We start from the raw sequence: 19,433 nt of genomic DNA on the forward strand, positions 1-19,433 counted from the left end.
GGGAAGTCCCAATGACAAGTGTGGCAATTATGCTAGAAGTTGCTAGCTCCGCGTAGCGGCTTTGTTCAACAGCTTATAGAACACCACTATGGGGGTTTATAACCCCCCAAAACGGCGTATATTACATAGCTTAATAATTCCATCAAACAACTCTAATGTAAACAAGTAATTACGTGTGTTATAAAATTGCCCTTGTTAAAATGCCCCAAAACGACTTTTAATAATGTTATCGGACAAAACCGCAACTATTGCCAATTTATACAGTTATTAATTATAAAATTTAGCTGGTGTGAAACACCCTTTTTTAACACGGAAAAAAGAACACATATAATGAAAAGTGTGCAAAAACACGATTGATGCTTACCTTCAATGAGTATGGGTTACAACTTTTATGTAATTTCATGGTACGCACTATCCTAGTGCTAAGAGCGATAACGCGGTTGAGTCGTTTTAAATTAATTAAATCAATGTACAAAAAAGCGCTGCAAATATGCAGCGCTGTCATTACTTAACGGTTGTTTATTTTAACTTTGTACTTAAAATTAAAAGAAGCCGAGCGGATCTTCGCTGTAGCTTACTAATAGGTTTTTAGTTTGTTGGTAGTGACCCAGTGCGAGTTTGTGGTTTTCGCGACCAATACCTGATTTTTTATAACCGCCAAACGCGGCGTGGGCCGGATACATGTGGTAGCAGTTAGTCCATACACGGCCTGCCTCAATTTTACGCCCCATACGATACGCTTGGTTCATGTTGCGGCTCCATACACCGGCGCCTAAACCAAATTCAGAGCTATTGGCAAGTGCCAACGCTTCGGCTTCGTCTTTAAAGGTCGACATTGAAATAACCGGGCCAAAAATCTCTTCTTGGAATACCCGCATGTCGTTGGTGCCTTTTAATAGCGTAGGCTGAATGTAATATCCGCCGTTAAGATCATCGCTTAACTGCTCTACGTTACCACCAGTAAGTACTTCGGCACCTTCTTTTTTACCAATTTCGATGTAGCTTAATATTTTATCGAATTGCGCTTTAGACGCCTGCGCACCTACCATGGTTTCGGTATCTAGCGGGTTACCGCGTTTAATTTGTGCTGTACGCTGTAAAATGCGTTCAATAAATTGCTCGTAAATATCTTCTTGAATAAATAGTCGCGATGGGCAAGTACATACTTCACCTTGGTTAAAGTAGGCCAATATTGCGCCCTCTATTGCTTTAGATAAAAACGCGTCGTCTTTGTCCATTACATCGCTAAAGAAAATATTGGGTGACTTACCACCTAGCTCTACCGTTGACGGAATAATATTTTCGGCGGCGCATTTTAAAATATGTGAACCCACTGGGGTAGACCCCGTAAAGGCGATTTTAGCAATGCGGGTGTTGGTAGCCAAAGCTTCACCTGCTTCTTTTCCAAAGCCATTAACTACGTTGAGTACGCCCGCTGGCAATAAGTCGCCAATCACTTCCATCAGCACTAAAATAGAGGCAGGGGTTTGCTCTGCTGGTTTTAGTATTACACAGTTACCCGCAGCTAAGGCTGGGGCTAGCTTCCACGCTGCCATTAGTATAGGGAAGTTCCACGGAATTATTTGCCCAACTACACCTAACGGTTCATTAAAATGATAGGCAACGGTAGTTTCATCAATTTCACTAATACCGCCCTCTTGTGAGCGCAGGCAACCTGCAAAATAACGAAAGTGATCGGCGGCTAGTGGAATATCGGCCGCGAGTGTTTCGCGAATTGCTTTGCCGTTGTCCCACGTTTCGGCAACCGCAAGTAACTCTAAATTTTGTTCAATACGGTCGGCTATTTTTAGTAATACGTTACTACGATCGGTAACCGATGTGGTGCCCCACTGCGCTTTTACTGCATGGGCTTTGTCGAGCGCAAGTTCAATGTCGTCTTTGTCGGAGCGCGCTACTTTGCAAAACACTTTGCCGTTTACAGGGCTAATATTTTCAAAGTACTGGCCGTTTACTGGCTTTACCCATTCTCCACCAATGTAGTTTTCGTATTGCGCTTTAAAGGTAATTAGTGCATCTTTTTCGCCTGGATTTGCATAAATCATAGTGACACTCTCTTGTTGTTATTAGCTAAAAGTCGAGCTATTAAATAAGTCTTTTTGCTTTATATTTAATCAAGTGCTGTTTTATAATTAATCAGCATTGATTGACATTAGACTATCAAACACTTAAAAGCATGTATTGCTGTCCACAAAAGTTGTCTATGAGTCCAGATTTAAAAGGGATTAAAATGCATACTCCGCAATTAAATAAGCAACGCCAGCAATTAAAGGTGCTAATTGAAAATAAAGTGACCTTTGCTGCCGATAATAGCGAGCTAAGTATTTACGATACTTATGAAAATGCGCAAAAAGTAGCTTTGCATTCAAAAGAATTACTTTTTTGCGCCATGCTTAGTGGTAAAAAGGTAATGCATGTAGAGAGCTGCCAATATCATAAGGCATTTTTACCTCACGAATCCTTTGTATTAGCACCAGAGCAAGGGGTATTAATTGACTTTGAACAAGCATCTTTAAACGCGCCTACTACCTGCCTTGCTATTGAAATAAGCACAGACAAAATAACGCAGGTGGCTAATGCACTCAATATTGAGCAACGCTTTGCCAGCGATGACTTATTTGCCTATACACCACAGCTGGTACATAGCCAGCACAATATCCAAACCCAACAACTTTTAGCGCGTATGGTGCATTTATTTAGTGAGCCCGACGAGCAGCGAGGTTATTTAATCGACTTATCGTTAAACGAGCTTATTACCCGTTTGCTACAGCAGCAAAGTCGAGATTTATTGCTAAAACACGGCAATAATCCGCAGCTTAAAACACCGGTAAATAATGCGTTGCAATACATAGAAGAGCACTTAAATGAAGCATTGGATATAGAGAGGCTGTGTAAAATTGCCTGTATGAGTCGCAGCAAGTTTTATCAACAATTTAAGTTGGCGTTTGGTACGAGCCCATCACTGTGGCAACAGCAACTTAGGCTTAAAAAAGCCTATAGTAAATTGTTACAGGGGCGCACGGTTAGCCAAGCGTGTTATGAGCTGGGTTTTAATTGCCCTAGCCATTTTAGCCGATTATTTAAACAAGCCTATGGCGTACCACCAGCAAACATTGCCAAGAAAAACCATTAAGTGGTGGTTTAGATTAATTTTATAGCGAGGTTAATTAACGTTTCGTAGGCACTAAATACGCCTACGAAACTTATTTTATTGTATTTTTTATGGCGCATTAATACTGCGTATTAAAACCAAATTTCAACCTGAGCGCCTGCAACTAAGGCACTTTCGTCGCCCTCTTTGCCTGCAACACTTAACCCAGATTCTTGCCCAGCAGCCTTGTTCCAATCAAAGTTACTTAGATAAAAGCGTAATGATGGACGCGACCAATATTCGGTAGAGTCGGCTGTTGCTTGTAATGCTAGCGCATATTTCATAAGTGTTTGCTCATCATTTTCAATGCCGTTTGTTTTGGTTTGATAAGCGTTATAACCCAATTCACCAAGCACACTCCAATGTGGCGATATTGAATAATGCGGGCGCACACCAACACTTTTTAGGGTGTGGTAATCAGATGATTTTTCGTACATTACCATGTAATCTAGTTTAAATTTTTCGGTAATATCAATTAAGCCATTATTAAAAATACGAAAGCCACTTGAGCTGCTATCTGCGGCATAATCAAAGCTTCCGCCATCAGTACCGGCAGCGCCTGGGTTTTGCGCCATGGCGCCGGTACCATATTGAATCACTGTTTTTTGATCAACATTGCCTAACTGCTTTTGCCATTGCACTGTAAACGTTCTGCCATCGGTAAGCCCTGCTTCATCAATTGCATCATTTACAAATAAGTTTTGCAGTGCAAATACCACTTTACCCGCATCGCCTACATCCATTTCATAGCGTACGTCGGCCATAAAGTTTTGATAGTTAGTATCTGCAGTGGCTTTGTTACCTGTAAGTTCGCCCTCGCCACCATAAGTGATGGCAGCAAGATGCAGCTTATCGGTTTCATTTACCGTAATGTCGGACACACCCACGCCGTTACCCGAGCTTTGCATATGTTTGTAATCTAATATATGTACGCTACCAACTGCCTTATCGTAATAATATCTGCGGCCAATCCATAGCGTACCATTATCGAGTAAGTTGTCTGTTTCTACATAAAGCTGCCTTGAGCGTCTAGACCACTCCTCCATTGCGGTTGGATCTCTTGAATCCCCGGCAAAGTCCATCATAAATACGGCTTTAAAATTAACCCCATTTAGCTGCTGTTTTTTAGTCAGCTGAAACTCGCTGTAGTCTCTGCATTCGTTACCTAAGCGATAATAAACCCCCATCATTTTTAGGGTAGTTTAGTGAATAACAAGAGCCATTATTTTTACTGCCACTCCCTATAATGGTGTTTGTACCTGAGCGAAAATACCCATTAAATTCAAACCCATTATCCAATTCTTGCTTAGCTTTAGCCTCATCCTGCGCTTGCATTTCATTATTAATTAACTGTTTAACGTATGCAATATCTTCATCCGATAAACCAGCGGGGCGCTCTGCTGCGTGAACACTCATTGTAGCTGCGCATAATATTGAAAGTAGTGATAAAGAGGGTTTAATTCGTTTGTTATATTTCATGTTTACCATAGTCGTTGTGGGGTTACATTAAATGTATTTGCAGCGCTATTTAATTAAAATGCAGCCGTAATTTAGCTAAGCAGTGCTGGTTGCTAGCTACAAATACGAAATTAGTTACTTTTAAAGATGGAGTTTTTAGTTAACTTTGTGTCAGTAAAAATTAAAGGCATAAAGCCGTTAACTTTAAGCTAACTATTTTGGCGCTAATAATGATCAGCTACGATAACTCGTAGTAAATGAGCTGTGATCAGTAATAACCAATTTGAAAAGGATTTTATCCAACCACTGAGGGTTATTCAATATAGCAAACAGCGATAGTATAAGATTTTACAGGGGTCACAAACCATTGATTAAAAAAGGAAAACACAAAGTAAACATAACAAAAACACAGAGGAAACAATGAGCCCACTTACTTACATTTCAGCGTGAAAAACCACCGCGCAATAATTAAACTAATGACGAGTTTTTTGATTATCTGCGCAACTGTAAAATTAATCTGGTAGCTGTAAAACGAGGGTTAGGATGAAATAAAAGAAGAGTAAACAGAGTAATAAAACGCATGATAAGCTCCCTCAAAAGCGCTGCACTTAAACGCTATTAAGGGATAACGAGGGGATTTAAATCAAGCTAAATCAAACTAAAATAACTAAAAGCACATAAACTAATACCGGCTAATAACCATACTAATCCGTAGCTTTGCCAAAGTATTGCGTTATTATAAACCTGCTGCGGGTTATTTTTGTCAACTAACAGTGTGCAGGTTTTACCTTGTTTAAAACGGGTAAACATTTTTTCACGATATTCCACTAATACACTGTGCACCTGCCCATCAAAACGAAAACTCACTAGCATAGTTGGCTGATGCAACATTTCGGGTGCTGTTATTTGATTATTTGCCACGGCAGTTATTTGTTCTACCACACAAACCCGCCAGTGGCGTTTACTTACTTTACATTTTAACCAGCGTACAAATGGCAAAGTGCCAATTATTATAAATAAAACCCCCAACCACAACAGAGCCATACACCCACCTTTGTTTTTATTTTTATAGTTTACTAACAACATACGCAGCAATCAAACTGCCTAGCACTTAGATTAATATAGCGCATTGGCTTTATTAAATACATGCTCAGATTACAAAGTTTTACCGCAAGCAACTTGCAGTTAACCTGCCGCACAAGCACAATAGCCGCATAAAAGAGGAGATCATTATGACCACAATTGGTATTGGCACCCAAACCAAAGAACAAGCACTCGCTAGCTTAAGCAATATGACCAGCGATTTAACCCCTATTCAACCGGCAGAATATTTATCTCGTATAGCCAAAGCGCAAACGTATATGCAAAACAATGGCATTGATGCCATTTATTTAAATGCAGGTACTAACCTCGCCTATTTTACCGGTATGCGTTGGTATGCAAGTGAGCGTTTAGTTGGCGCAATTTTGCCTGCTAAAGGTGAAGTGCAATACATAGCTCCTTATTTTGAAATTGGCTCACTCAATGGTTTTAAAGTAATTGACGGGCCAATCCGTGGTTGGCAAGAGCATCAAAACCCATATCAGTTATTTGTTAATATATTAACGGAAATGGGTATTGCGGCTAATGGCACTATTGGTATTGACGAAAGCGCGCAGTTCTTTATTTTTGATGGTATTAATAAAGCGCAAACGGGCTTAAATTTAGTGAATGCTCAACCTGTTACAGCACATTGTAGAATGCATAAATCAGCCAATGAGCTGGCATTAATGCAACGCGCTATGGATATGACCTTAGTGGTTCACCAAGCTACGGCAAGCATGCTGCACGAGGGTATTAGTACCACTGAAGTTGAAGAGTTTATAAAGCTAGCGCATCAAAAAGTAGGCGCGCCGGGTAACTACTTTTGTATCGTGTTATTTGGGCTTGCAACGTCATTTCCGCATGGGGTAAAAGATCCGCAAATCCTCAAAAAAGGCGACATGGTACTTATTGATACTGGCTGTAAAGTACATGATTACTTATCTGATATTACCCGCACTTATGTGTTTGGTGAAGCAACTGATCGCCAACGTCAATTTTGGAATAATGAAAAAGCAGCACAAATTGCAGCTTTCAATGCAGCAAAAATTGGCGTGCCATGTGAAGACGTAGATACAGCTGCGCGCAGCTACTTAGCTGAGCAAGGTTTAGGCCCTGATTATCAAACACCTGGTTGCCCGCACCGTACAGGCCACGGCATTGGTTTAGATATTCACGAATGGCCTTATTTGGTAGGCGGTAATAAAACGCCACTAGCCGCTGGCATGTGTTTTAGTAACGAGCCAATGCTGGTTATACCGGATGAATTTGGGGTGCGCTTAGAAGATCATTTTTATATGACCGACAGTGGTGCAAAATGGTTTACCGAGCCTAGCCACAGTATTGACGACCCGTTTGGTTTACAAAGGTAATATAAGCTCTAATTAACTTACATTTGTTTATTTGGCTTAAACGACTATTTACTACTGCGCAGTGCACACCACGCGCAGTAGTTTATTTTGTGAGTTGACGTTTAACCAATCGCTGTTTGTTTTTTTGTACGTTAGCCAACCATACTAAGGGTAAAATAATTAACGATGCGCCAATTATTAAGCCAAGTGTAGGTACTTCGCCAAACCAAAATAACCCAACAACGACAGCTGCCACTAAGCCACTATATTCAGCGCTAGCAACTTGGCTCGATTCGATTTTGCTATAAACATACACGCAAATTCCCGCATAAATTAAAATAAACAGTGTAGAGCCAAACGCAGTAATAAGTGCGGCCCAATGCCATGGCTCGTTTTCCCACAGCGCCAAACCTAATCCCACAGGCATACCTACTAAATTGGTAAGTAACAAAGTTTGCATAATACTATGGTGTTTAGGTAACTTTCGTATTAGTACATTATTTATTGCCAGTGTAATTGCGACTACAAGTGCAAATATAGCCGCCCAATTAATGTCGGTAGGCTGAATAACAATAAGTACCCCTATAAAGCCAATAACAGCCACAGCTATGCTGCTTTTTGTTAGCTGTTCACGAAATATCATTACTGCTAAAGGCAGCATTAATAAAGGCGCTGCATAAAAAATAGCGTTAGCGGTTGCAAGCGGTAAAGCTTTGAGCGCAAACACCATAAATATAATACCAAATAACCATACATGTCCGCGTACCGCATGCCATTTTAAACCGGCAAATAAATGTTTTTTATTCGCCGACAAACAAAACGGGAGCAAAATTAATACTGCGGTAAGTTGGCGCATAAATACAAACTGAAACGTGGGACTTTCTGCTGGTAAAGTTTTGATTATAGCATCAGAAAAAACCGCAATAATATTACCCACCACAAGTAATGTCATGCCTAAGCCAACCGATATTTTTTGCATTGTTACTCCGTGCCCGCAAATTAAAAACGCTAGCATAGAGCAATTCGTTTAATTATGTATAATGATTAAAATACTTTTAGTATGAGTTTAACTAATAATGAAATTGCCCCCATTACGTGCTGTTCAGTGTTTTGAATCTGTAGCGCGATTAAATAGTTTTTCTAAAGCAGCAGAACATCTAAATGTGACGCAAAGTGCCGTGAGCCATCAGGTTAAATTACTAGAGCAATATTTAAACGAGCCGCTATTTAACCGCAGTGGCCGTAGCTTTTCGTTAACCGACGCGGGCAATCGTTACTATCAAGAAGTGAGTCATTCATTAACCAGTTTAGCCTCTGCCACACAAAAAATACGTTACGGCGAGCCTGGGCATATTCGTTTAGCACTTTATAGCTCATTAGCTGTAAAGTGGTTAATACCGCGATTAGAAAGCTTTAAACATGACTCGCCAGATATCGACTTAACTTTAAATATGATTGTAGATGAGGCGGATTTTAGCGACCGTGTTGCCGATTGTTTTATTACCACAACGCCACCTAAAGGTGAGTTTGTCAGCTTATTTTTATTTGCAGAAAAGCTTTACCCTGCTTGTGGCAAAGGCATGTGGCAGCAATTAAAAAATCAATCGCTGCCCAATGAATTATGGAAGCACCCGCTGTTGTCGGTGCAGTATGATGAGTCAGAGCAACGTAGCACCAATGACTGGCAGCAATGGTGTAAAAGCGGCGGCTTTGAGCTGCCTAAAAACGTAAGAGTTAATCACTTTAGTCACGTTATACTGGCCGCAGAAGCTGCGCGTTATAATTTAGGTATTACGCTTATTGATGCGTTTTTTATTGCCTCACAGCACGATAACCACTTAGTTAAGTTGCCACTGCATGGAGTTGAAACCGGCTGTAAATTTTATTTTGTATATAAAAAATCGCGAGCAAAACAAACCGATATTATTACCCTAAGCCGCTGGCTAAAAGCCCAGTGGGCCGAGGTTAAAAAATAAAATGAAAGTATTAAGTCATCATACTTTATGCCAGTTTATAGCTATAACTATTATTTGATTTTATACTATCTCTATTAATTTAAGCACAGTCTTTTTAAAGGATAATCATAACTCATGAGAAAACCGGCCCACTGGACCTTAAAAAGTATCGCTCTAGAATTAGGTGTGTCTAATGCTACGGTTTCTAATGCGTTTAATCGCCCTGATCAGCTATCGGCTAAACGCCGAGAAGATATTCTTGCAGCGTGTAAAAATTTGGGCTATTACGGGCCTAATAAGGCCGCGCAATCATTGCGTAATGGCACATTTAATATTGTCGCTTTAGTACTGCCCGATAGTGTGGAATACATGGTGTCGGATCCTGTGGCTAGCAGCTTTATGCGCGGTGTTACTTCGGTGCTTGAAAAAAACGGCATTAATGTTTTATTGTTTTCAGGTAATAGCGATACCCTTAATAACATAGTCGACTTTGTTGATGGTTTTATTTGTTATGGCCGTCCTCGTAATAATGCATTGGTTGAGCAGTTAAAAATAGTGTCTAAACATGTGGTGACTATTGACTTTGATATAGCCCGCAATGCCTCTGTAAATATAAATAATGAGCAAGCCAGTTACGAAATTGCTAGGCACGTTATACATAATCAAAATGATAAAGTCGCTATTTTGGGACTTAGATTACTTGATGAAAACGTATTGTGCCGCGTGTATGAGCATTACGAATTTGAAGCCGGACAATCTATTTCTCATCAACGTTTACGTGGTTATCAACGCGCTTTAAGCGAGGCAAATATTACGGTAGCTGACGATCGTATTTGGAATATACCTGAAAGTAGCGAACGTTTTGCCAATATTGCTGCAAAAGAAGTACTTAGTGCATCACCGCATCCTAACGTTATAATTTGTATGAGTGATTTAATTGCCCTTGCCACAATGCGAGAAGCAATAAAGCAAGGCATAAAAATAGGTGAAGAACTGCGTATTGTGGGCTTTGATGGTATTGATGAAGCAGCCCGGTTTGTACCTCGCCTAACCACTATTCATCAAAACAGCCAAGAAAAAGGCGTTATAGCCGCTGAATTATTTATTTCTAAAGAAGAAAAAACTCAGGAAGTCAGTTACGAATTAGAGATTGGTGCGAGTAGTTAGCTTACAAGCCTTGTAATTGTTTTATGTATTAAAAAGCCAAGCTTAAGTAGCTTGGCTTTTGTTTTACATGGCGTTTATAAATTACTTTTACAGCATTAAGCTAAAAATGAATTTAAGTTAATCGTTGTTTCTTCATCACCGTTTAGCTGCGTAATCAGTGCATGGCGTAATTTAAAATCAACAGTAAGTGAAATAGTTTGCTCACCTAGTTGCCACGATAAACAACACATACTGCCTTCACCTTGGGCACTAAATTCACCTGCAAACGCGGGGTGTGAATTGCGAATTTTAATTAATTCAATTAAACCTTTTACTACAGGCTTATTCAAGGCTTTGTCGATTATATTTGCATCTAAATATGGGCGGTTAATATCACGGCCAACATTTGTATTAGCTAATAGATCCATATCATTTTCACAGGCAAATAAGCCGCCGTAATATACTTGTGGTACACCTGGTGCAAAAAATTGAATTGCACGCGACAGTAAGTAATCAAAGTCTTTAGCGCCTAATGCGTTGTAGTACGTACAGTTAACTTGATATAAGTCGACATTACTCGCCGCAGCGCCCGTAGCTTGGCGGCTTTGGTTGTTACTGTTGGCGTGCATTGTTTCTACTAGGTTATCAATCTGCTGTGCATTTAATAGCCCTGGCTTGTCGCCCATTGGACCTGCGTCAATAATGCCAATACCGTCGTGTGTATCAAGTACGGTTAAGCAATTGCGTGGCGAAATTTGTAACCATTTGAGCAGTGCATCTACATCGTTGTTAAATAAGCTGTGTAAAATAAGTGGTGGTAACGCAAAGTCGTAAACCATATTTACACGTTTTGCCACTTCTACCTGAGTTTGATAATGGCTATGTATTTCTGCAATGGTTTCCATGCCTAAATCGTTTGCTTGCTTAGATAAGTTATCTAGGTAACCAAATGTTTCATCAAGCATAAAGCAATTAGTGCCCGCTTGCTTAATGGCGTAGCCCGCCGCATCTAAACGAATAATATTTACATTGTTAGCCGAAAATTTAGTAAGTACGTTATTTAAATACGCAACACCGGCTTCTGCTTTTACGTTTATATCGATTTGATTGTCGGTAAAAGTGGTCCAAAAATCATACGTTTGGCCGTCGCCACAATGCATTGGCGTAAAACAGCTACCTGGGCGTGGGCGGTAAATTGCTTTTTGCTCAGCTTCGCTCATACCATTTGGAAATACATCTTCTTTGGTTAAAAATAAATCCCAAAATTCTGATTGCTTACCTTTAGCTAATACATCTTGAAACTGAAAAGACTGCGCCGATACATGGTTAACAATTAGGTCTGCCATTAAGTCGAGATCTTTACCTAATACTTGTATGTCTTCCCAAGTACCTATTCTAGAATCAACTTCACTATGATCAATAGGGTCAAAGCCAGCATCGCTGCCATCAATAGGATTGTAAAATGGCAATAAGTGCACACCACCAAATACGCCTTTTAAAGGGCCGTTTAAAAGTGTAGTTAGCGCGCCTATATTTTGGCCAGTGATTCGATCAGCGTATGTGATCAATTGAACTTTATTCTTCATCATTGTGTGATTACCATGTTGAAACTTAATCGATTAAGATATATCTTTAACTAGCGAGTAAGAATTTACAAGTAATTTTTAATAATTTTACATACAAATTTCGTGGCTCACGTAATACTACAGTAAGCAACTGACTGACTTACGAAGTGTTAATAGAGAATTTAACGAGGAATAAACACATGACAAAATCACACACACACGTAAGCAGCGACCCACTGCAACAAATACGCTGGCTTACATACATGATGTTTTTTATGTTTGCCATGACCTCTGACGCAGTCGGCATGATAATCCCCGAACTTATAAAAGATTTCGGTTTGAGCATGACTCAAGCTAGTGCATTTCATTACGCTCCCATGGCATTAATAGCCTTTAGTGGCTTATTTTTAGGCTTTTTAGCTGACAGCCTTGGCCGTAAGAAAACCATTATGCTAGGTCTATTAATATTTTCTGCGAGTTGTTTTTTATTTGCATTTAGCACCAGTTTTACTTTCTTTTTAGTATTGCTTTGCTGCATAGGCTTGGCCATTGGTTTATTTAAAACCGGCGCACTGGCATTGCTTGGCGATATTTCGCATAGTAACGACGACCACACTAAAACCATGAACAAGGTTGAGGGCTTTTTTGGCATTGGCGCTATTGTAGGCCCTGCCCTAGTTGGTGTTTTATTAGTGCAAAACGTAAGTTGGACATACCTGTATATTACTGCGGGCGTAATGTGTTTAATTCTTGCTTTATTAGCATGGCGCGCAGACTACCCTGACGTAGTAAAAACAACTGAAAAGCCAGCCTCTTTGGCCACCACCCTAAAAATGGTAAAAAACCCCTATGCACTTGGCTTTTCTTTGGCTATTGCACTTTATGTAGCGACTGAAGTGGCTATTTATGTATGGATGCCAACGCTATTAAAGGACTACACAGGCTCTTGGCCGCTCCTTGCAACTTATGCACTTACTATATTTTTTATACTACGTGCTGCAGGTCGTTTTATTGCCGTATGGTTACTAAACCGTTATAGCTGGCAAGGTGTTATGGCTTATTTAAGCTTAGGTATTGCGCTTTGTTATGTGGGCACACTTATTGGGGGGGTTGATTGGGCTGTAGGGTTATTACCTCTTTCAGGTTTATTTATGTCTATGGTTTATCCAACTTTAAACTCTAAAGGTATATCGTGTTTTCCTGCTGAGCGCCATGGAGCCGTAGCCGGCGTTATATTATTTTTCACCGCATTATCAGCTGCTTTAGCTCCTTTATTTATGGGTATGATCAGCGATTACTTTGGCCATGTGCGCTATGGCTTTTACTTAGCAACAGGGTTTGCCGTGATTTTATTTGTAGCTATGTTGTTCAATTATTTACGCGACCCATCAATGAGTGCTTTACAAGAAAGTAACCCAACAGCTTAATAAACTTGTATCTCAATACAATAAAAAACACTTTTAAAATCAACATATGAATAATAAAAGAACAAATTAAACACAAAATGATTTGCTTATTGTAAAATATTTGTTATTTTTACTTAATCGATTAAGTAAAAATAACAAATCCTATTGGGTTCAACACAATGAGGCGTTAACATGACAACACACCACACACCTTTATATTTAATCAGTGCTTTGGCACTTGCTGTAAGCCAAGGCGTTCATGCACAAGATGAGCAAGAAACCAAAGTCCAAGCCAACAAGGGCCTTGAAACAATTGTTGTTACCGGTGTACCTCGCCGAACAACCATTATGGCGTCGAGTTCATCAGTAAGCAGTTTATCGCTTGAACAAGTAGAGGTGTCTACACCTCGCTCAACGGCTGAAGCATTTAGAATTATTCCGGGTGTTCGCGCCGAATCAACTGGCGGCGAAGGTAACGCTAACATTGCTGTTCGTGGTTTACCTGTAGCATCGGGTGGCGCTAAGTTTTTACAACTACAAGAAGATGGCCTTCCTGTTATGCAGTTTGGTGATGTTGCCTTTGGTAATTCAGATATTTTTATGCGATTAGATAATACGGTGCAGACTATCGAATCGATTCGTGGTGGCTCAGCATCTACTGCAGCAAGTAATGCACCTGGTGGCATTATTAACTTTATCTCTAAAAATGGCAAAAGCGAATCTGGCAGTGTGTCTACAACTCTAGGCCTAGATTATGACAGCGTTCGTACAGACTTCGAATACGGTACTTACTTAACCGATAGCGTGCGTTTTCATGTTGGTGGTTTTGTTCGTCAAGGCGAAGGCCCGCGCGAAACAGGTTACACGTCTAATAAAGGTGGCCAAATAAAAGCTAACCTTACTAAAGATTTCGACAACGGTTACGTGCGCCTTTATTACAAACACTTAGACGATAAAAGTGTTGGCTACCTTCCTATGCCAATGTACTCAAATGGTGACTCTATTGCTGGCTTTGATGCGCAATCAGACACACCTCACTCAGCGTTATTTACTAAAACAGTACGTTTAAATAGTGAAAACCAAATCAGTAGCGGCGATATCCACGATGGTATGAATCCAAAGGTTGACTCTGTTGGTTTCGAAGCTGTATTTGATTTAGATAACGATTGGCGTATCGAAAACCGTTTTCGTAAATCATCAATTAGCGGTAACTTTAATTCACCTTTCACAGAACAAGTAGGCAGTGCAACATCAATAGCAGAAAGCATTGGTGGCGCAGGTGCAACCTTGAGTAACGCGAACACCGGTGAAGCGTTTAACGATGGTTTAGCAATGAAGATGGTGACATTTGATGTCACAATGAATGACTTTGGATCTATAGTTAATGACTTTAAATTAACTAAATCGTTCGACGATGATACCAGTCTTACATTTGGTTACTATGCATCTACGCAAAACATTGCGATGTCGTGGTTATGGAACTCTTACGTAATGGAGCTCAAGGGTGACAATGCTGCATTATTAAATGTAACAGGTGCCGATGGCACTGAGTTATCTGAAAACGGTTTATACGCTTACAGTGCATTTGGTAACTGCTGCCAACGTGATTACGATACGGAATACGATACACGCGCCCCTTACGTAGCATTTTCTACTAAGCTAGGTGATGTCAGTATTGATGCTAGTGCTCGCTACGATAGCGGTGAAGCTCGCGGAACATACGCAGGTGCAGTGACTTCAACAGTAGATATGAACCGCGACGGTGAAATATCAATCCCTGAGCAAAACGTTGCAGGTATTGATACTGCAAACGCAAGTCCAGTAAATTATGACTGGAACTATTCTTCTTATTCAATTGGTGCTAATTATCAAATTGACCCAAGCCTTGCTACGTTTGCACGTATTAGTAAAGGTGGTCGTGCAAATGCTGACCGTCTTTTATTTGGTAAAGTACGCGCCGACGGCTCTGTTGCAAAAGAAGACGCTGTTGATGAAGTAAACCAGTTTGAGTTTGGTGTTAAGAAGCGCTTTGATTCGTTATCAGTATTTGCTACTGCGTTTTTTGCCGAAACTGAAGAGCAAAACTTTGAAGCAACATCACAAACATTTTTTGACCGTGAATACGAAGCAAAAGGGATTGAAATAGAATCTACTTACTTTATTGATGCATGGGATTTTCGCGGTAATTTAACCTGGACCGATGCAGAAATAGCAAAAGATGCGCTTAACCCAGATGTTGTAGGTAATACGCCACGTCGTCAAGCCGATTTAATTTACTCATTAATGGCACGTTACAACTATGAAAAAGGCGCTGCAGGGGTAAGTTTCATTGGTACTACCGATGCGTACGCTCAAGATAATAACGACTTGCAATTTGACGGCTACACACAGGTAAATGGCTTTGTAAGCTATGATTTATCTGAAAACCTTAATATTGCGCTTAATGTGAACAACCTATTTGATACAGTAGGTATTACAGAAGCAGAAGAAGGCTCAGTACCTGAAAACAACATTATTCGTGCCCGTGCTATTAACGGCCGCACAACGTCGGTAACTTTAAAATACGCTTTTAACTAAATGTGTATTGCGCTGCGGTGAGTAGTCACTGTAGCGCCTTTTAAAGTATGAATAATTAACACCCTTCACGTTTTTTAGCCTAGCCTTGCTAGGCTTTTTAGGATATTCCAAATGACCAAACTTCTGTGCTTAGGCGAGCTATTAATTGATATGCTGCCACAAGATGCGAATAACTCTGCCTATTTACCTATACCAGGTGGCGCACCTGCCAATGTAGCTGTTGGCTATGCAAAACTCGGAGGTGTAGCTGCATTTTGTGGTGGTAGAGGGGACGATCATTTTGCCAATCAATTAAGTAATGCATTAGCGCAATACAATGTAAATACAGACTATTTATTTACCATTGCAGGCTCACAAACCGCTATGGTTATAGTAAGCCTTGATGAAACCGGCGAGCGTAGTTTTGGCTTTTATCGCCATAACACAGCCGATGTACTATTAACCCAGGCGCATTTAGTGCGTATAAATTGGCAAGAAATAAGTACACTACACTTTTGCTCAAACACATTGACCGAATCAGCCATTGCCAGCACAACGGTTAAAGCGCTAGAACTTGCAAAAGCGAATAATAAGCTCGTCAGTTTTGATGTGAATTTACGCTACAGCTTGTGGGAAAACACAAACGATATAGCAAGCAATGTAAAAGCTTGTTACACCTATTGTGACATAGTAAAACTCTCGCGTGATGAGCTTAATTTTTTAGCCCAACATAGCGATACAACGAGCGATGATTACATTCAAACACTATTAAATACCGGAGTAAAACTGGTGTTTTTAACCGATGGGCCAGAGCCTGCAAAGGTTTACCACAGCGCATTTACACTTAACGAATCGGCACCAAAAATAAACGCCGTAGATACAACAAGCGCGGGTGATGCATTTATAGCGGGGGTTTTATACTACTTAAATAAATTGGGAAGTGATTTACCACTAGCAGATAAACTAAATGATAAAGCGAGCGTAAAAGACGCCCTGCACTTTGCTCTTAAATGTGGCTCAAAAGCCTGTTTAACTAAAGGAGCCTTTCCGGCATTACCTGTATTAGCTGATGTAATTTAAACGATTAAAGCCCCATATTATGAGGCTTTAAAGTAATTTATCCGTGTGACTTCTCATAGGACAAAGGTTTACAGCGAAACTGCTAATCAATCTATAGTTGCGGTGGTATTTTAAAGATATCGAACCTCGCAAAATATGATTTTCTTTGAGTATAGGTGATAGCTTAAGGCCCATACTGATACAACTCAAAGATCAGCTATAACGGGTGTTTTGCTACTTCATTTGAAGTGATTAATTATGCATTTTTTAATCGAGTGATTTGGTTTGCTACATCAGTTAAATAACCGGTTTTAAGCCAGACTGTTGCGCCTGTACTTCCTGCTTTAGCATTAACAGTGCTATTAATAGGCACTCTTAACCAGGTATTTTTAATAAGGGTATCTGTTTGCTCGTTAAGCAATCCCTCAAGTACTAACAGCTCAGCCCCATCCTTTGCATTTATAACCATGTCGGCGTTAGGTTTAAAGTGCAGTAAGCTTACCTCTTCAAAGTTATCTTTATATAAAGAAATTACGCTAACATTATTAAACTGGGGGTGCGTAACGCCTTGCATTTTTTTAGTGTGTAAACACACATGCTGTCTATCTTGTGGTTGAAACTGCCACAATTTTACAAATATTACGCAGCCCCCCTGAGATCCCGGTTTGTGCTTTGACTGGGGAGGATTGCGAATATAACTACCTACAGGGTAATCGCCGTGCTCATCTTGAAATACGCCATCGAGCACTAAAAACTCTTCACCACCTGTATGTACATGCGGCGAAAATTCACTACCAGGCGCATAACGTACTATGCTTGTGGCGCGAGCAACTTCATCGCCTACTCTATCTAAAGGGCGTCTATGCACTCCCGCTATTGGCGAGGCTACCCACTCTAGTTTTTCACTATGTACAACAACGCGCTTACTAAAATCAGCGGCTATTTTCATTTTGTACTTCCTAACTCAGTTAAAGCAATTAACAAATAATAGCAGTTATATTAGTGGCATTAAATTAAGTCATGTTATTTAGCCGTAAGTGTGATGGAGCTTTATTATTGGGCATAAAAAACGAGCAGGTTTAGCTGCTCGTTTTTAATTAACACTTATAATTTATGATCATTTTTTAATTAATAACTTTTACTCTGCCTTTGTGCTTAGAGTGCACTATGGCAAGTGTAATAAAACCAATTACCGCTACCACTGCACCAATTGGCTTACCCATATCACTTGATAAGTTAAGACCAATTGCCGCTGTCATAATGTATGAAAGCGTCACTGCTGTAGCAATTACTGCAGGAATACTGGCAATCCAATGGAATGCACCGCGGTCAAACAAGTACTTAGTTGCCAGCCATAATACGCTAGTAGAAAGCAGCATGTTTGAGAACGCAAAGTAGCGCCAAATAAGCGAGAAGTCGAGTTTAGTCATAAAGTAAGCAATTGCTAAAATTGGAATCGCTACTAATAAGCGGTTACGTAAGCTTTGCGGAATATTAAACGCATCAACCACGGTTAAACGCAGTGAACGGAACGCAGTATCACCTGAAGTAATTGGGAATACAGCTACAGCAATAATAGCCATAACACCACCAAATACACCTAAGTAGCTATTAGCAATATGATTAACCACTAAACCTGGGCCACCTTGATCAAGTAATGCTTTTAAACCGGCATAACCTTCTGGGAATGCAGCAATACCAGCAAGTGCCCAAACACAACCAACAATACCTTCACACATCATGGCGCCGTAATATACCGGGCGTACATATTTTTCGTTTGTTAAACAGCGTGCAATAATAGGTGCTTGCGTTGAGTGAAAACCACTAATAGCGCCACAGGTAATTGTTATAAATAACAATGGCCACGTAGGTAAACCATCCGGATTTGGCTCTAAAAAGTCATGTGCATGGTCACCACTAAAGTAAGCTAAAAAGTCACCTGCAACGGGTAAGTGTGGCGCGTTAATCAATAACGAAACTGCAATAGCAACAGTCATTACAATCATTAAAGCGCCAAAAATTGGGTAAAACTTAGTAATAATTTTATCAATTGGTAGCAAGGTCGCTAAAAAGTAATACGCTAAAATAGCCAACACCCAAAAGGTGTTATTTGCCAGCATTGTACCTTCAAAAAAATCAAGGTTACTTAATAAGCCCGCAGGGCTCATAATAAATACTACACCTACAAAAAACAGTAGCATGGCAGTAAATATCAGCATAAAGCCTTTAAATACAATATTGTAGTAATGCCCGGCTATTTCTGGCAGGCTTTTTCCGTCTTCTTTTATACTCATAACACCTGAGAAGAAGTCGTGAACAGCACCACCTAACACGTTACCTAGTACAATCCAAACTAGTGCAACGGGTCCGTATAAGGCACCAAGAATAGGACCAAAAATAGGACCTACACCGGCGATGTTTAAAAATTGAATTAAAAATGCACGCACAGGATGAATAGCCACGTAATCAACACCTTCGCTAAAGCGCTTTTGTGGTGTTTCAATCGTTGAGTCTAAACCTGCTTGCTTTTCAACAAAGGGACTATAAAATTTGTAACCCAGTATTAAAATTGTGATGCAGATAAAAAAGATGATCATAAAGCATGTTTCTCTTTTTGTATTTGTATTAAAGAGCGCACTGTTTGCCGCTCCGGCCTTTCATTCCGTGAATAATCGACGAACATTAAC

Annotated in this window: 15 protein-coding genes; 7 read left to right on the top strand and 8 right to left on the bottom strand. The window is 40.1% G+C overall.

All coding sequences use genetic code 11. From position 1 onward, the window contains the following. Positions 1 to 542 precede the first annotated feature (542 nt). Complete coding sequence (locus tag AAEY55_RS13060; RefSeq protein WP_011329851.1) at positions 543 to 2,063, bottom strand: aldehyde dehydrogenase family protein; 1,521 nt, start codon at positions 2,061 to 2,063, stop codon at positions 543 to 545. Positions 2,064 to 2,248: 185 nt separating this feature from the next. Here AAEY55_RS13060 and AAEY55_RS13065 point away from each other — a divergent pair, with 185 nt between their 5' ends. Then, positions 2,249 to 3,151 (top strand): AraC family transcriptional regulator, encoded by a 903-nt coding sequence (locus tag AAEY55_RS13065; protein WP_350551751.1) that lies wholly within the window; start codon positions 2,249 to 2,251, stop codon positions 3,149 to 3,151. Between the two features lie 110 nt (positions 3,152 to 3,261). Here AAEY55_RS13065 and AAEY55_RS13070 read toward each other — a convergent pair whose 3' ends face one another. The 3 genes from AAEY55_RS13070 to AAEY55_RS13080 form a co-directional block, all read right to left on the bottom strand. Further along, positions 3,262 to 4,359 (bottom strand): carbohydrate porin, encoded by a 1,098-nt coding sequence (locus AAEY55_RS13070; protein ID WP_080668950.1) that lies wholly within the window; start codon positions 4,357 to 4,359, stop codon positions 3,262 to 3,264. Next, positions 4,331 to 4,585, bottom strand: coding sequence for a hypothetical protein (locus AAEY55_RS13075; protein ID WP_024597732.1), 255 nt, complete (start codon positions 4,583 to 4,585; stop codon positions 4,331 to 4,333). The genes AAEY55_RS13070 and AAEY55_RS13075 overlap by 29 nt, the downstream gene beginning before the upstream one ends. A gap of 690 nt (positions 4,586 to 5,275) precedes the next feature. Then, positions 5,276 to 5,671 carry a hypothetical protein gene (locus AAEY55_RS13080; protein ID WP_033012968.1) on the bottom strand — a complete coding sequence of 132 codons (396 nt, stop codon included), beginning with the start codon at positions 5,669 to 5,671 and terminating at the stop codon, positions 5,276 to 5,278. 188 nt (positions 5,672 to 5,859) lie between these two features. Here AAEY55_RS13080 and AAEY55_RS13085 point away from each other — a divergent pair, with 188 nt between their 5' ends. Further along, complete coding sequence (locus tag AAEY55_RS13085) at positions 5,860 to 7,080, top strand: Xaa-Pro peptidase family protein (protein ID WP_350551727.1); 1,221 nt, start codon at positions 5,860 to 5,862, stop codon at positions 7,078 to 7,080. A gap of 82 nt (positions 7,081 to 7,162) precedes the next feature. Here AAEY55_RS13085 and AAEY55_RS13090 read toward each other — a convergent pair whose 3' ends face one another. After that, a complete protein-coding gene (locus AAEY55_RS13090) occupies positions 7,163 to 8,038 on the bottom strand; it encodes a DMT family transporter (protein WP_010553617.1) in 876 nt (291 codons plus the stop codon). A 97-nt stretch (positions 8,039 to 8,135) separates the two neighbouring features. On the opposite strand from AAEY55_RS13090, the gene AAEY55_RS13095 reads away from it, so the two are divergent. Together AAEY55_RS13095 and AAEY55_RS13100 are read left to right on the top strand one after the other, a co-directional pair. Then, positions 8,136 to 9,035 carry a LysR family transcriptional regulator gene (locus AAEY55_RS13095; protein ID WP_010553616.1) on the top strand — a complete coding sequence of 300 codons (900 nt, stop codon included), beginning with the start codon at positions 8,136 to 8,138 and terminating at the stop codon, positions 9,033 to 9,035. Between the two features lie 114 nt (positions 9,036 to 9,149). Beyond that, a complete protein-coding gene (locus AAEY55_RS13100; protein ID WP_182194981.1) occupies positions 9,150 to 10,181 on the top strand; it encodes a LacI family DNA-binding transcriptional regulator in 1,032 nt (343 codons plus the stop codon). Between the two features lie 95 nt (positions 10,182 to 10,276). On the opposite strand, the gene gtfA is transcribed toward AAEY55_RS13100, so the two are convergent. Continuing rightward, positions 10,277 to 11,749, bottom strand: a complete 1,473-nt coding sequence (gene gtfA, locus AAEY55_RS13105; RefSeq protein WP_024605392.1) for a sucrose phosphorylase — start codon at positions 11,747 to 11,749, stop codon at positions 10,277 to 10,279. A 176-nt stretch (positions 11,750 to 11,925) separates the two neighbouring features. On the opposite strand from gtfA, the gene AAEY55_RS13110 reads away from it, so the two are divergent. From AAEY55_RS13110 to AAEY55_RS13120, 3 genes are all read left to right on the top strand, one after another. Further along, a complete protein-coding gene (locus AAEY55_RS13110; protein WP_024597775.1) occupies positions 11,926 to 13,152 on the top strand; it encodes a sugar MFS transporter in 1,227 nt (408 codons plus the stop codon). Positions 13,153 to 13,323: 171 nt separating this feature from the next. Then, entirely contained in the window at positions 13,324 to 15,708 is a 2,385-nt protein-coding gene (locus AAEY55_RS13115) for a TonB-dependent receptor (protein WP_339685559.1), read from the top strand. A gap of 111 nt (positions 15,709 to 15,819) precedes the next feature. Further along, on the top strand, positions 15,820 to 16,767 hold the full coding sequence (locus tag AAEY55_RS13120; protein WP_350551730.1) for a carbohydrate kinase: 948 nt from the start codon (positions 15,820 to 15,822) through the stop codon (positions 16,765 to 16,767). Between the two features lie 235 nt (positions 16,768 to 17,002). Here the strand turns inward: AAEY55_RS13120 and AAEY55_RS13125 are convergent, their stop codons facing one another. Both AAEY55_RS13125 and AAEY55_RS13130 read right to left on the bottom strand, forming a co-directional pair. Beyond that, positions 17,003 to 17,695 (bottom strand): cupin domain-containing protein, encoded by a 693-nt coding sequence (locus tag AAEY55_RS13125; RefSeq protein ID WP_350545286.1) that lies wholly within the window; start codon positions 17,693 to 17,695, stop codon positions 17,003 to 17,005. 175 nt (positions 17,696 to 17,870) lie between these two features. Beyond that, on the bottom strand, positions 17,871 to 19,343 hold the full coding sequence (locus tag AAEY55_RS13130; RefSeq protein WP_086996854.1) for a carbon starvation protein A: 1,473 nt from the start codon (positions 19,341 to 19,343) through the stop codon (positions 17,871 to 17,873). Between the last annotated feature and the right edge of the window lie 90 nt (positions 19,344 to 19,433).

The sequence above is a fragment of the Pseudoalteromonas sp. 120-MNA-CIBAN-0494 genome (genome assembly GCF_040308885.1).
GTDB lineage: Bacteria > Pseudomonadota > Gammaproteobacteria > Enterobacterales > Alteromonadaceae > Pseudoalteromonas > Pseudoalteromonas nigrifaciens.